This window comes from Rhizobium tumorigenes (assembly GCF_003240565.2).
Classification (GTDB): domain Bacteria; phylum Pseudomonadota; class Alphaproteobacteria; order Rhizobiales; family Rhizobiaceae; genus Rhizobium; species Rhizobium tumorigenes.
The window spans coordinates 2521872-2535728 of sequence record NZ_CP117255.1 but is presented as its reverse complement, the minus strand read 5'-3'; the positions used below and the strand labels follow the sequence as shown (position 1 = coordinate 2535728).

At 59.7% G+C, this 13857-nt stretch carries 13 protein-coding genes and 1 pseudogene; 7 read left to right on the top strand and 7 right to left on the bottom strand.

All coding sequences use genetic code 11. The annotated features are described in order from the left end of the window. Positions 1-47: 47 nt before the first annotated feature. The 3 genes from PR017_RS12365 to PR017_RS12355 form a co-directional block, all read right to left on the bottom strand. A complete protein-coding gene (locus PR017_RS12365) occupies positions 48-437 on the bottom strand; it encodes a type II toxin-antitoxin system VapC family toxin (protein WP_111218802.1) in 390 nt (129 codons plus the stop codon). Continuing rightward, positions 434-703, bottom strand: coding sequence for a type II toxin-antitoxin system Phd/YefM family antitoxin (locus PR017_RS12360; RefSeq protein ID WP_111218800.1), 270 nt, complete (start codon positions 701-703; stop codon positions 434-436). Before PR017_RS12360 ends, PR017_RS12365 begins: the two co-directional genes overlap by 4 nt. A gap of 69 nt (positions 704-772) precedes the next feature. Next, entirely contained in the window at positions 773-1564 is a 792-nt protein-coding gene (locus tag PR017_RS12355; protein ID WP_111218798.1) for a creatininase family protein, read from the bottom strand. An 85-nt stretch (positions 1565-1649) separates the two neighbouring features. Here PR017_RS12355 and PR017_RS12350 point away from each other — a divergent pair, with 85 nt between their 5' ends. The 3 genes from PR017_RS12350 (at position 1650) to PR017_RS12340 (ending at position 4262) form a co-directional block, all read left to right on the top strand. Next, entirely contained in the window at positions 1650-2165 is a 516-nt protein-coding gene (locus tag PR017_RS12350; RefSeq protein ID WP_111218796.1) for a MarR family winged helix-turn-helix transcriptional regulator, read from the top strand. Positions 2166-2259: 94 nt separating this feature from the next. Then, complete coding sequence (locus PR017_RS12345; protein WP_111218794.1) at positions 2260-3282, top strand: LacI family DNA-binding transcriptional regulator; 1023 nt, start codon at positions 2260-2262, stop codon at positions 3280-3282. A gap of 20 nt (positions 3283-3302) precedes the next feature. Further along, positions 3303-4262 (top strand): 2-hydroxyacid dehydrogenase, encoded by a 960-nt coding sequence (locus PR017_RS12340; RefSeq protein ID WP_111218792.1) that lies wholly within the window; start codon positions 3303-3305, stop codon positions 4260-4262. Between the two features lie 13 nt (positions 4263-4275). On the opposite strand, the gene PR017_RS12335 is transcribed toward PR017_RS12340, so the two are convergent. After that, the gene (locus tag PR017_RS12335; protein ID WP_111218790.1) at positions 4276-5034 is read right to left on the bottom strand and encodes a gamma-glutamyl-gamma-aminobutyrate hydrolase family protein; all 759 of its coding nucleotides are present in this window, start codon (positions 5032-5034) and stop codon (positions 4276-4278) included. Positions 5035-5227: 193 nt separating this feature from the next. Between PR017_RS12335 and PR017_RS12330 the strand changes: the two genes are divergently transcribed. The 4 genes and pseudogenes from PR017_RS12330 to PR017_RS12315 all read left to right on the top strand — a co-directional run bounded on the left by PR017_RS12330 (position 5228) and on the right by PR017_RS12315 (position 10128). Beyond that, positions 5228-6337, top strand: a complete 1110-nt coding sequence (locus PR017_RS12330) for a TRAP transporter substrate-binding protein (RefSeq protein WP_111218788.1) — start codon at positions 5228-5230, stop codon at positions 6335-6337. A gap of 189 nt (positions 6338-6526) precedes the next feature. Next, positions 6527-8830: a putative bifunctional diguanylate cyclase/phosphodiesterase gene (locus PR017_RS12325; RefSeq protein ID WP_111218786.1), complete on the top strand. Its 2304-nt coding sequence runs from the start codon at positions 6527-6529 to the stop codon at positions 8828-8830. Between the two features lie 187 nt (positions 8831-9017). Next, positions 9018-9769 (top strand): annotated as a pseudogene (locus PR017_RS12320) (N-acyl amino acid synthase FeeM domain-containing protein). A gap of 134 nt (positions 9770-9903) precedes the next feature. Next, entirely contained in the window at positions 9904-10128 is a 225-nt protein-coding gene (locus PR017_RS12315) for an aa3-type cytochrome c oxidase subunit IV (protein ID WP_111218784.1), read from the top strand. A gap of 22 nt (positions 10129-10150) precedes the next feature. Here PR017_RS12315 and PR017_RS12310 read toward each other — a convergent pair whose 3' ends face one another. The 3 genes from PR017_RS12310 to PR017_RS12300 form a co-directional block, all read right to left on the bottom strand. Further along, the gene (locus PR017_RS12310; protein WP_111219021.1) at positions 10151-11251 is read right to left on the bottom strand and encodes an NAD(P)/FAD-dependent oxidoreductase; all 1101 of its coding nucleotides are present in this window, start codon (positions 11249-11251) and stop codon (positions 10151-10153) included. Positions 11252-11409: 158 nt separating this feature from the next. Continuing rightward, a complete protein-coding gene (locus PR017_RS12305; RefSeq protein ID WP_240538943.1) occupies positions 11410-12273 on the bottom strand; it encodes a tetratricopeptide repeat protein in 864 nt (287 codons plus the stop codon). A 746-nt stretch (positions 12274-13019) separates the two neighbouring features. After that, complete coding sequence (locus tag PR017_RS12300; RefSeq protein WP_206423145.1) at positions 13020-13793, bottom strand: SDR family oxidoreductase; 774 nt, start codon at positions 13791-13793, stop codon at positions 13020-13022. Between the last annotated feature and the right edge of the window lie 64 nt (positions 13794-13857).

Here is a 13857-nt window from a genome sequence, read left to right as displayed (position 1 = left end):
GGTTCCGGCAGTTCAAAGGCTTTTATTGTAATAGAATCACATTCCCGTCACGGCGCAATGGCGGGGACGATGTCGGTGCGGGCAAAATCATCGCCGATGAAGAGCAGGGGACAACCGAACTCCCGGGCCGTGGCATAGGAGAAGCAATCGCCGAAGTTGAGGGCGGCGGCGTTGATGCTCTTCCCCCAGCGGTCAAATGCTTCGCCGGCCAGTCGGGCGCGATCCCTATCGACATCTACAATCGTGATGAAAGGCGATGCTAATAGTTCTGTCATCTGTTCAGAGATGTTGCGACGTCTGGCGACAATTAATGCCTCTACCACTGTTCCTGCAGATATCAAGATTTCGGTTTCGCGATTGAAGACCTCACTGCATACCGATGCCTTCGGCTCAAGTAGCAGCATTGCGACAAGAGCCGAAGTGTCGATAACGATCATATCGGGAGACCGTATTCATCATAGAGAAAGTCTTGGCTGCGGGCCGCATCCGGTCCCGGCGGAAGATTTTTGCGGCGAACTTCTGCCTGAAGACGGGCAATCAATTCCGATTTTTCCTCGGGCGTTATCGATACCCTCGCCTCCGGCACCAATTCAAGCTTTACGGCAGGGCCTCCGGCCTGGGTCAGGACGACCTCTTCGCCCTGTGTCGCAAGACGCACCAGCTCGGTGAGTTGCCCTTCTGCCTCGGCGATGGAAATGCGCATATCCGCCTCCTGTTCGGCGATATAGCCTAAGGCAATATGGGCGATCTTCGGCAGCAGCGCAAGTTTTGGCTAGCGCAACTCAGCGACTTCGAAAGCATCTACATCCTGCAGCAGTTCTATCAGTCCGCCAACGGCATGAGCGATCAGCGCCTCGCCTTTTTCCGCTGTAGCTGTCGCCGCGTTGCCGGCGGCTCCTTGTTCGTTGAGGTCGGACATCTTCCAGCCGAATGCGTGCGGGCCGTAGGCCCGAAGATGGCGGAAGCGCCCGGCAAACCCAGACTGGCGGGACGGGAAATCCGCGGCTTGCGTCATGTCTACGGCGTCCGGATGAAGCGCCAGCATGACCGACGTCTCGATATCGCCGGCGTGGATATCGATCGCCTTGTTCTCCGGAGATATCACGTCATCGGGCACGCCAAAACGTGTCCAGCTTGTGGCGACGACCAGCATGTCGAAGCGGATGCGAGCCTCGGTGGCGACGATGGTCATCAGCGGCGCGTTGCCGCCGTGGGCGTTGAGCAGGACGAGTTTGCAGATGCCCAGGCGATGCAGGTCGGCGGCGATGCCGAGCCAGCGTTCGATGGCATCCTGATAGGCGAGGGACCGGGTGCCGGCGACATGCAGATGCTCCGGGGAGTAGCCGACCGGTTCTACCGGCAGCACCGTGACGGGCAGGTAACCGGGCAAGCGTTGCTCGAGGCGATCGACGATGCCTGCGGCAATCAGCGTATCGGTCTCGAACGGCAGGTGCGGGCCGTGTTGTTCGTGGGCGCCGAGTGGCAGGATGGCAATCCAACCGGCGCGATCGAGCGGCTGCAAATCGGTATCATTATCGGCTAAGCGAAATGACGGTCGCGTCATGTGCGAACGTGCCCCTTGTTTATGTCAACGTCGTTTGCGATGTCATATCCCGGTGAGGCACGAGCGGAAAGACGGCGGACACACTATGGCGAAGAAGAACAAGGACAGCAAGAAAAGCAAGTCGGCCAAGAAAAAGGACCAGGCTGAGTACACGCTGGCCGATCTATCGCCGGCGCTCACCCAGGCAGCCCGGTCGATGCGCACGGCCATCACTCGCAATCTCGGCGATAGCGGTCTCTATGCCGGGCAGGACGGTGTCATCCTGGCGCTTGCCGAGGAAGACGGCCTGCCGGCCGGCAGCCTCGCCCACAAGCTCGGCGTCAAGGCGCCGACGATCACCCGGACCATCGGTCGGATGGAAGCGCAGGGGTTCGTCGAACGCCGCGCCGATGCGGACGATGCGCGGCTGACAAAGGTCTATCTCACCGACAGCGGCCGCAACACCGTGGCGCAGATCAATGCCTCGGCGCAAGCCTGCGACGCGCTGGCAACGCGCGGGTTTTCCGAAAAGGAAATCAGGACCGCGGTGCGCCTTCTGAAAGCCATAGATAATAATCTGCTGGCCGGGGAGGGCGAGGAGCAGATCGAAGCCGAGGACTGATTTCAAATATGTCGTCAAAATAACGTTGATTTTAATCGCGAACTAAATATTTTAAATCCCGGTGGCGCGAATGACGGCGTGCCGGGGAGATGACGTGGTACAAAAGATAAAACTATCGACGATTGCCGGAACGCTGGGAATTTCGACGGCGACCGTATCTCTGGCGTTGCGCGACAGTCCGCTTGTCGCGGCCACCACGCGGGAGCGCATCAAGGACCAGGCGCGGGCGCTCGGCTACATCTACAATCGCCGCGCCGCCAGCCTGCGAACCTCGCGCTCAGGCATCATCGGTGTTGTCGTGCACGACATCATGAACCCATTCTACGGCGAGATCCTGAAGGCTATCGAGACCGAACTCGACCGCAGCCGCCATACCTTCATCCTGTCCAACCACTACGATTCGGTCGAGAAGCAGCGGACCTTCATCGAGACGCTGCTGCAGCTTGGCGGCGACGGCGTCATCATGTCGCCGGCCATCGGCACGCCGCCGGAAGATCTGGCGCTGGCCGAGGAAAACGGCATGCCGGCCATCCTCGTGGCGCGCTCGATGGAGGCGCTCGGCCTGCCGACGTTCCGGGGCGACGACAGCTACGGTATTTCGCTGGCGACCAATCACCTGATCAGCCTCGGCCACCGCTCAATCGCTATGATCGGCGGCACCGACCAGACCTCGACCGGACGCGACCGCTATCATGGCTATGTCAACGCGCTGCGAAAGGCCGGCATCGAGGTCGATCCGGACCTGCGCATTCCGGGGCCCCGCTCCAAGCAGGGGGGCTTCGAGGCCGCCGTCCACTTCCTCTCCCTGCCGCAAAAGCCGACCGCCGCCGTATGCTGGAACGATCTGGTGGCAATCGGCTTGATGAACGGTATCGCCCGTGCCGGACTGGTCCCCGGCAAGGATATTTCCGTCACCGGATACGACGATCTGGAGGAAGCGGCCATCGCCACGCCGGCTCTGACGACAGTCTGGAACGGCCAGGCAGAGGTCGGCAGGCTTGCAGCGCGCGCGCTTTTGGATAGGCTGGCAGGCAGCCACGAACCGGACGGTATCCATCTCATAAAGCCCGAGATGCGTATCCGCCAATCCACGGAGCCCTATCGCCCGCGCTCCTGAACCATCATCGAGAGAAGTCCATGCCAGATACGCGTCCCACCGTCCTCGTTCTTTCCGACGTTCATCCTCGTGTTGCCGAAAAACTCAAGGAGCATTTCGATGTCCTGGTCGTCGGACGCAGTCAGCGACTGGCGATCGAGCCGGCGGTTGCCGAACGGATCCACACCGTCGCCTCGTCTGGCACTTTCGAATCCGCCTGGATGGACCAACTGCCAAACCTGCAGCTGATTGCAAGCTTCGGGGTCGGTTATGACGGCGTCGACGTTGCACATGCCGTGGCGCGGCGCGTCGTCGTCACCAATACGCCGGATGTGCTGAACGACGAGGTTGCCGATACCACGATCGGCCTGCTGCTGAACACGCTCCGGCAATTCCCCACGGCCGAACAGTGGCTTCGCCAGGGAAACTGGAAAAATGGGTCCTATCCGTTGGCCCCGTTCTCGCTGACAGGACGTCATGTCGGCATTTTCGGGCTTGGCCGCATCGGTAAGGAGATCGCCCATCGGCTGGCGCCCTTCAAGGTGAAGATCAGCTACCATACGCGCACCCGCTATCCTGACGTCGAGTACGACTATTATCCGACGCTGAAGGAGATGGCCGAGGCGGTCGACACGCTGGTTGCCATCGTCCCGAAGACGGCCGCGACCCACAAGGTTATCGATGCCGAAATCATGTCGGCGCTCGGGCCGAAGGGCGTGCTGATCAATGTCGGCCGAGGCTGGTCCGTGGACGAGGATGCGCTAGCTGCCGCACTTGGCAACGGAACTCTCGGTGCAGCCGGTCTGGACGTTTTCTACAATGAGCCTGACGTTCCCGAAGCGCTACTGGCCCTGCCGAATGCAACCTTGCTGCCGCATCTCGGTTCCGCGACAGTGCAGACCCGCGATGCGATGGCGGACCTGGTGGCCGGCAATATCATCTCATGGCTAGACAAGGGGCATGCGGTCACGCCCGTCCCGGAAACGCCTCTCAAGCGTTAATGCAGGGCCTGCCCTACCGCGTCGCGCGGGCCGCCACGTAGGCGCGGACCGCGTCGCCATAGGCTTCGAATAGCTGCCGCGACGGCGTATCGGTCTCGGCCCAATATTCCGGATGCCACTGGACACCAACGGCAAATCCCTTGGCATCGATCACCGAGACGGCCTCGACTGTTCCGTCCGGCGCCGTTGCCTCGACCTGGAGGCGCGTAGCCGGGATGGCGATGGCCTGGCGATGCAGCGAATTGACGAGAATATCCTCGCTGCCGAGATAGCGGGCGATGCAGGAGCCTTCCCTGATCCGCACTGTCTGGCGGATGGCATACATGGCGTCGCGCTCTGGCACCGGCGGTTTACGATGATCGTCGCGGCCGGGCTTCTCCTGAATCTCGCTGTCGAGCGTGCCGCCGAGTGCGACGTTCAGTTCCTGGATGCCGCGACAGATGGCGAGCAGCGGCATGCCGCGATCAATGGCATGGCGGATCAGCGGAAGCGAGGTCGCGTCACGGGCCGGGTCGAAGGGCCCGTGTTCTTCGGTGGCCTCCCTGCCATAGAGCGATGGGTGGACGTTGCTCGCGGCGCCGGACACCAGCACGCCGTCGACGCGGTCGAGTATGGCGTCGATATCGTAGCCCTCTTTTATGGCGGGCACGATCAGCGCCATCAGGCCTGCGGCATTGATGGCGGCGCGGATATACTGGTGCTGGACTGCATGCCATCCGCCATTCTCCATCGTCCGGAAGTCGGCAGGAATGGCGATGATTGGCTTGGACATGCAAGTCTCCGGTAAAAATGCCCGATTTATAAGATCGTTAGGAACGCAGAATGCCAGCGAAGTCAAGATTCCGCGCTGTCTGCGGGAATGCTGAGGGTTGAAACGCGGGGGTCGAAATGTTTAGTTCGAACCGGCCGTACCGAGACCGGCACGGGTGGACGCCCTTCCGGTTTGTCCACGGGGGAGAATTGTGATGGATCGTCGTTCCTTCATCAGGAAAGCGGGTTTGATGGGGGCTGCCGCCACGGCTTCGACGGCGCTGGCAGCGCCGGCGCTTGCACAGCAGGCGCCGAAGGTCACCTGGCGGATGACGTCGTCCTTTCCGAAAAGCCTCGACACGATCTATGGTGGCATCGATGACATCGCCAGCCGGGTCTCGGATGCCACAGACGGCAATTTTACCATCCAGACGTTCGAGGCCGGCGAGATCGTTCCGGGCATGCAGGTTGCCGACGCGGTCAGCGCGGGTACGGTCGATGCCGCCCACACCTGCTCCTATTATTTCTGGAACAAGGATCCGACCTATGCCATCGGCACGACACTGCCGTTCGGCTTGAATGCGCGACTGACCAACGCCTGGTATTACCAGGGGAACGGTAATGCGCTGATGAACGAGTTCTATGCGACGCAGGGGCTCTACGGTCTGCCGGCTGGCAATACCGGCGTGCAGATGGGCGGCTGGTTCCGGAAGGAGATCAACACGCTCGATGACCTGCGCGGGCTGAAAATGCGCATCTCGGGGCTGGCCGGTAAGGTAATTTCAAAGGTAGGCGTTGTTCCGCAGCAGGAGCTTGCTGTCGGCGATATCTATTCGGCGCTGGAGAAGGGCACAATCGACGCCTGTGAATGGGTCGGGCCCTACGACGACCTGAAGCTCGGATTCCAGAAGGTGGCGAAATTCTATTATTATCCGGGCTGGTGGGAGGGCGGCGCCGTCATCCACGCGCTCTTCAACCTGGAGAAGTGGAACGCGTTGCCGAAGGCATACCAGACAGTTCTTGCCGACGCCTGCGCCTTTGCCAACTCCAACATGCTGGCAAAGTACGATGTCAAAAACCCTCAGGCTCTCAAGGCGGTCGTCAGCCAAGGCGTAACGCTGCGGCCGTTCAGCCAGGAAATCATGGAAGCCTGTTTTCAGGCCGCTGTTGGGATCTACGCCGATCTTTCGAAGGCAAACCCATATTTCAAGAAGATCTATGACGATCAGGTTGCTTTTAAAAAGGATGCCTATCTATGGATGCAGCTTTCTGAGTACACATTCGACACGTTCATGATGATCCAGCAACGTGCGGGCAAGCTGTGAGCCGTGTTGCTGACCTAAAGGCAGGGTGAGTTTGGCTATTAAAAAATCGCGGTAAAAGAGAAGTTTCAATACTGTGGCGTTTACTCGATAGACGTTGCAATCGTTAATGCCGGTCCGTTAACGGCCTTTTGGGCAATTATTTTTTAAGGGGTTTGACCTATTGTCTGCCGCGTATCAGGGGGACTGTGGATGAAGCCTCAAGACCCGAACGGCGTTCCGACAGATGTCTACCTGTCATTCGTAAGTTCACTGTTTGGAAATCGCAGCACGCTTTTCACGGGCATGATCGTGCAGATCATGACCTACGCTGCCGTATTTTCAAAATCCGGGTCGCATTTCTACCTCTACCTCACCGCTGTCTTCATTGCCGTCTGTGCCTATCGCATCTACTGGTTCCACCGCTTCGACATCTCCGACAAGGCCGCCATGAGCCGTGAGGATATTGCGCTGTGGGAGCGTCGCTATCTGTATGGGGGCGTCTCAACGACCACTCTGCTGGGCATCGGTAGCGGATTTGCCGTGCTGGTGCTGCAGGACATGTTCGCCGAGATCGCTTGCGTCGCGGTGACGCTCGCCTCGATGGTGGCGGTTGTCGGGCGCAACTACGGGTCTTCCAAGGCCGTCAACCTTCAGACAATCTCCGTGTCGGTGCCGATCAGTCTCGGCTTTCTGCTATTGCGCGATCCCTACATGCAGCTGTTGTCAGTGACGCTCATCCCGTTCGTTCTGACGACGCGATCGATGGCTACAGGCGTGCGGGAATTTCTTTACATGAACGTGATTGCGGCGCGCGAGATCTCGCTGATCAACGACCGCTTCGACACGGCGCTGAACAACATGACGCACGGTCTGTTCATGCTGGATGCGAACAATCGCATTCTTGTCGTCAACCGCAAGGCCTGCGAACTGCTTCATCTTACAAACCAGGAGCAGCTCAAGGATTGCGAACTCGACGTGGTGCTGCGCTATGGCGTGCGCACTTCCTTTATCGACGGTTCACTGCCCGGGTTGATCCAGCGCCAGTTGGCGCAGCTTGTCGACGGTTCCCTGTCGCGGACGCTCATCCAGTTCAGCGAAAACCTGTTCCTTGAATTTTCGGCCAGCCGCCGTGGCGACGGAGTCGTCATCCTGATCTTCGAGGATGTGACCTCCCGTATCCGCGCTGAACGCAAGATCCTGCATATGGTGCGCTACGACGCGCTGACCGGCCTGCCTAACCGCGAATATTTCATCGATCGCGTCAAGGAGAGCATTCTGGCGCGTGCGAAGCCTGGAACGATCGGCTTTGCCGTTCTCGACATCGACGAGTTCAAGCATGTCAACGATATCAAGGGGCATATCGTCGGCGACCACCTCCTGGCCATGATCGCAGCCCGGCTGAAACGGGAGGCGAAGGGCGTCGCACTGGTGGCGCGGTTGATGGGCGACCAGTTCGTGGTTTTCTTTCCCAACGAGGACGATGCAGCCGATCTCGATCAGCGCATACGGATGCTGCATGCGGCCATCGGCGGCAACTACGAGGTCGATGACACCACCTTCCGGATCTCTGTCAGTGCAGGCTATGTCATCATCGGCAGCCAAGAGTTCCGTCCGGAGGAATGGCAGATCAAGGCCGACCTCGCGCTTTTCGAGGCGAAATCCCGTTCCAAGGGAAGCTGCTCGGCCTTCGAGGAAGAAATGGACGAGCGCTACATAGAGCGTCAGAAGCTCAAGGACGATCTGCGCGAGGCCATAGAGAAGGGCCAGTTGCATGTCGTCTATCAGCCTATGTTCCTGCCCGATGGCAGCCGCATCGATTGTTGCGAAGCCCTGTCACGCTGGAACCATCCCGAACGAGGCATGGTCCCGCCGGACACCTTCGTGCAGATTGCCGAGGACATGGGTATCGTTTCCGGCATCACCCACCATATCCTCGACCTTGCATGCCACGATTGCATGACCTGGCCTGAAACGATTTCCGTTTCTGTCAACCTTTCCGTCCAGGACCTGCGCAGCAGTGCCATCGTATCTGTCGTGCGCAAGGCACTGGCTGGATCGGGCCTGGCGCCGGCGCGCCTCCATCTGGAGGTCACGGAAAGCTGCCTTATGGATGAGCTTGCGACGGTGGGGGCCATCCTGACCGAGCTGCGCAGCATGGGAATCACCATTGCCATCGACGACTTCGGCACCGGCTTTTCCAGCCTGTCCTACCTGGACTCACTGCCGATCGATGTCGTCAAGATCGACCGCTCGTTCGTGCGCAACATCACCGAGGACGAACGCCGGCTCAAGCTGCTCCGCGGTACTGTCAATCTCTCCCGCGAGTTAGGACTTCAGATCGTGGTCGAGGGAGTCGAGACGCAGGACCAGCTCCACCTCATCAACCAGTATCACTGTGCAGATTTCGTGCAGGGCTATGTGTTTTCGAAGCCCGTTGCGAATGCTGCGCTGCTGTCGATGGTGGCAGTTCTCGATGCCAAACGCGCGGCAACAGTCGTTGAATACGTCGCGTAGAAAATATGAAATTTCGCTAAAAAATCACATTTTAATACACTGAATTCCTTATGATATTGATTTTATTTGCTTAATTGAATGACGTTAACCCTAATAAAATGTATCTTAATTAATTTTTAATCACTCATTGCGAGTTGGATCGCGCTCACGCATTAATCGCCTATTGGGAATTCAGGGCGTTGGCGTCATGCATAAAGAAGTTGTTCAAAGTAGTTTCTCAAACAAGCTTCTGGAAGTTCTGGATCACATCGAATACCGGCGCGTTGAAACACAGGAAGACATGGAAGAGGTGGCGAGGATGCGATACCGCGCCTACAAGCTCGCCAACATCCTGACACTCGATGGCGCCAAGCTCATCGATGCCGTCGATTTCGACGATCATGCCTATGTATTTGGCGTCTATTTCGACGAACGGCTGATCAGCACGGTGCGTATTCACCATGTTACGCCGGATCACCGCATCAGCATTACCCGCGATATGTACCCGAAGGAGATCGATGCTTTTCTCGACAGCGGCATGACGCTGATCGATCCTGTCCGTTTCGCTGCCGATCCCGAGATCATCGGTGAAATGCCGGCCTTGCCGTATCTCACCCTGCGGATCGCCTCAATGGCGGCCGACTACTTCGATGCCGACCGCGTGCTGCAACTGGTCAGTCCGCAACATGCACCATTCTACAAACGGGTGTTTTCCGCCGATACGGTTGTTCCGGCACAAATAGGCGTCGGAAAATACAATATACCGCTGACCTTGATGGCGACGCGCACACGAGAAGTGCGAAGCGCCCTCTACGAGCGCTTTCCCTTCTTCATTTCCGAGCCCTACGAGCGACGCATGATGTTCCAGCGTTCGGAAGCCATGGGCTCGACGCGCTGACGATCCTTCCGACCGCGCGCTTTGCTGCGGCCAACCGTGCTGGAGCGCTGCGGCAGGCCTGAGCCTCATCTCCTGCTGCGAGGGCGTCGCGCATTGCCTCTTGTCTCGCTTTATGAGAGCATCGGCGAGGGAGAGCCATCGACCGCGCCTTGTTGTAAGGGCATTGGTCGATCGGCGCGCAAGAGGAGGAAATACCATGGCAGAACATCCGACCGGTCCATCCGAAACCGGCGCTCCGATGGACTATAACGAGCACGAGAAGACCTATTCCCTATTCCTGAACGGCGCCAAACTGCTGAGCGTGTTCGTGGCGGCACTGCTGATTGCCATGGCAGGCGGGTTTTTTGGACATGCGGGACTGGTCGGTGGCGTGCTCATCTTCGTGGTTGTCGCCTTCGTCGGCTATATCATGACCCGCTGAGTGCCGATTTCGCCGGCGCGCGTCAGCGGCCGTGCTTGATCAGAGGGGTGCCGGACGTGAACCGGCTAAAACGCAGCGGCGCCAGGGAGGCGTCGAGCGTGCCACCAATGATTTCGTTGGCCGCCAGCAGGCCGACCAGTGCCGCCAGGGTGACGCCGGAATGCATCACGGCGAGGTATAGGCCCGGCGCTTGCCCGGTATCGCCGATGATGGGGAAGCCATCGATGGGAGTCGGGCGGTATCCGACGGTGTATGTTTCGAGCTCCAGATCCGCAGCATTGTCCAGCATCGTCCGCACCTCGGCAAACAGGCGGTCGGCGACGCCCTGCGGATCGCTGCCGGGATCGCTGCCGCCAAAATCGCCGCCGGCGATAATACGGCCCTCTGTTGTCTGGCGCATATGCAGATGCGGCGCGACGACAAGGCCGTTCAAGCGCTTTGCGTATGGCTTCGAATGAACGATGAGGCCGGGCGGCGATGTAACCGGCAGGTGGATGCCAACGGAAGCAGCGATTGCGGCCGACCCCGTGCCGGCAGCCAGCACGACATGATCGGCCATGACCGGGCCATCGGCCGTCCTGATGCCGACGATGCGACCCTCTTTCTCGATGAGCGCTTCAACGACGAGATTTGGCAGGAATGTCGTGCCAAGGCGGAAGGCATCTCCCAGCAGGCAGCGGGCAGCGATTTCGGGCTCGATGGAGCCTTCCTCGGCCGCAAACAGAGCAAATTCCGGCGGATTCGTCAGGTGCGGTTCGATGGCGCGGATTTCGTCGCGGGTGACGGAGCGCAGATCGTAGCCCCAGCCACCATGCTCGACGGCATAGGCTTCCAACTGACCAACGGATAAGTCGAAGCACAGGCCGCCGGTCCACTGAAGCGGCAGCGTTGGCAGGTCTTCGGCCATTCGCTTCCATTCCTGCATGGCGCGCAGCCGTAGCCGAAAATAGAATTCCGGGTTGCCCCAGCTGGCATTTATCCAGGCAAAGGAATTCGGCGTTGCGTCGCCACCGGTCCTCGTGGCGACGACGGTAACGGATGCGCCGCGCATTGCCAGATGCCAGGCGATGGATGCGCCGACGATGCCGGCGCCGATGACGACGATTTTGGGGGACGCGGATATAGACTGGGCCAAGCGGTGCCTCGCATGTCAGTGGCGTCTCAAGGAAGTCTGCGGCGTCTTCGGGAAGACTGCGTCACGCAGGCAGGTCTTGCAACGAGGCATTGCGAAACGACGCCTTCCGCAATGCCCGGCGCTGGTTGCGCCGGGGTATCGTCCGATCAGCCGCGAAGACGGGCGAGGCCGTCCTTGGCCGGCTGGAAGCGTGGGTCGAGATTGAGCGCGTGCTGATAGGACTTCTGTGCCTTCGCCTTGTCGCCGCGTTGTTCATAGACCAGAGCCTGGTTGGACCAGGATTCCGCCACCTTGTTGTCGAGGTCGATGGCGTGGTTGAAGTCGGCAAAGGCGTTGTCGAGATCCTTGTTGGCAATATAGGAGATGCCTCGGCCGTTGTAGGGCTCCGGCGAATTCGGCGACAGCGAGATCGCCTTGGAGAAATCGTCGATCGCCTTCTCCTGCTGGCCGCGCTTCTGGAAGATCAGGCCACGGCCGTGATAGGCGCGTCCGTCCGTCGTGCCGAGCTGGATCGCCTTGGAAAAGTCGTTGAAGGCCTGGTCGTCCTGTCCGGCGAGGCGATAGATATTGCCCCGGCCGATATAGGCGACATCGTAGTTCGGGTTGATCTGCAGCGCCGAGGAGTAGTCGGCGGCGGCTTCCGCCTGCTTGCCCATGTTGCGGTAGACCAGCGCGCGGTTGGCATAGGCCTGGTAGAATTTCGGGTTGAGCTGGATCGCCTGGTTGAAGTCGGCCAGCGACTTGGAAAACTCGCCGGCGCGGCCATAGGCAGATCCACGCACGTTGTAGCCTTCCGGATCCGATGGATTGGTGGCGATGACGGAGCTCAGCGAGGAGATGTTTTCCTGCGAACCTTGCGCCTTGTCGATGCGGATAACCGCGTCGGTCGAATTTGTCTGGCATCCGGCAAGGCCAATCGCTGCGACGAGCGCCAGAAGCGGCAATGCTGCCTTGCCGGCCCTGGAAACAGAAGCGGACCGGATCGGGGTTCGGGACTGTTCATGCGTCATAAATGCCATTCCGGATTTCGCTTTCCATGCGGTCAGATCGGGCTGTGCCGAGAGATTTGTTCATAAACTAAGATGGCGGCGGCGAATGATTCGCCCCGCCACAGATACATTCGAAAACGTCGAAATAACGACTATCCGATCTTTCCTTCACGCTGCATCTTCTTCTTGAGCGCGCGGAGCGCCTAGTCGACATTGTTGTCGCGGACAAGTACCTGCACGAGAACACCGTTCCCCGGTTCGATTGCACCCCGCCAACCAGCCTGCGCCAGTCAGCGACCCTGAAGGCAAAATTGTGTCTATCGCCCGGCCCGAGACCGGGCGATTGGCCGTGGGCGATAGCAGATCGGGGGGTGGAAGTCTAGATGAGGGACGGGGCAGGCCGGGAAAAAGGGAAGTACCGGACGTCGTAATTCGGGACGGACAAGCCCGCTTCTTATCGTACGCTTCGGCGCCGGACCAGGGCCCAATCAAGGCAACTGACGTTGTACCACGGAATGCGAAAGCGGCTCTCTATCGGCGGGACGCATATGGTCATAGGGTGAGGGGCCACATGGGCGCCCGGACGAACTGGTCGGAGACGTTGCGCGCGGGCGGTTCGTGCTTGCCGACGAGCGACAAGGCCGAGGTGGTGCCTCTGTCAGGTGTCGCGTGAAATCGAGCAGCCGATGGCCCGGTCGGATGGTTCATCGGCTTTTTTCAAGGTGGGGTCGGCGCCGGCTTGCGGCGGGCGCCGATTGGTCATTGGCTTAGCGGGCGATGAAGCCGCCATTGATGAAGAGGGTCTGGGCTGTCACCCAGCCGCCGCCCGGGCCGACCAGGAACTCGATCAATGGCGTGATTTCGTCGATCTCGCCGAGGCGGTTCTGGGGGCTCATGCCGGAGAGAAACGCTTTCGAGTCGTCCGTTTCCACCGGGTAGAAGAATGAGGTGTTGAGCGGGCCAGGTGCGACGGTGTTGACCGTGACGCCCCGGTGGCCGATCTCCTTGGCAAGAGCGCGTGTGAAGTGTTCCAGCGGTGCCTTTGAGCCTGCGTAGATCGCGTAGAGCCCGGTCGTTGCCGCCTGCAGCGTCGTGCCGATGTTGATGATCCGGCCGTTGTCGGCGATCCGCTTTGCGGCTTCCTGCATGCAGAAGAAGGCCGCCTTGCTGTTGATCGCGAAGCTCTGGTCGAACTCGGCCTCGGTAATTTCCACGAAGGGCTTCTTGACCACCTTGCCGACTGTGTTCACCACGATGTCGAGTTGGCCGAACGTCTCGTCGACCGCGTCGAACAATTTCACCACGTCGGCGACCTCTGTCAGGTCGGCGCTGAACAGAAGCGCCTCGGCACCGTAATGCTTGATCTCGGCGGCGGTCTCTTCCGCTTCGCCCCGCGATGCTTCGCCATGATAGTGGACCGCCACGCCGCGGCAGCCGTTGCGCGCCAGCATGACGGCATAGGCCCGCCCCTGGTTGCGCGTTGCACCCATCACGACCGCTACCTTGCCATCGATGTTTTTGCTCATGTCGTTCGCTGTCATTGTCTTTCTCCTTGTTGATGAGCAAGCAATAGGCGACATGGAGGGGTGCGGCTTTCAGGATACG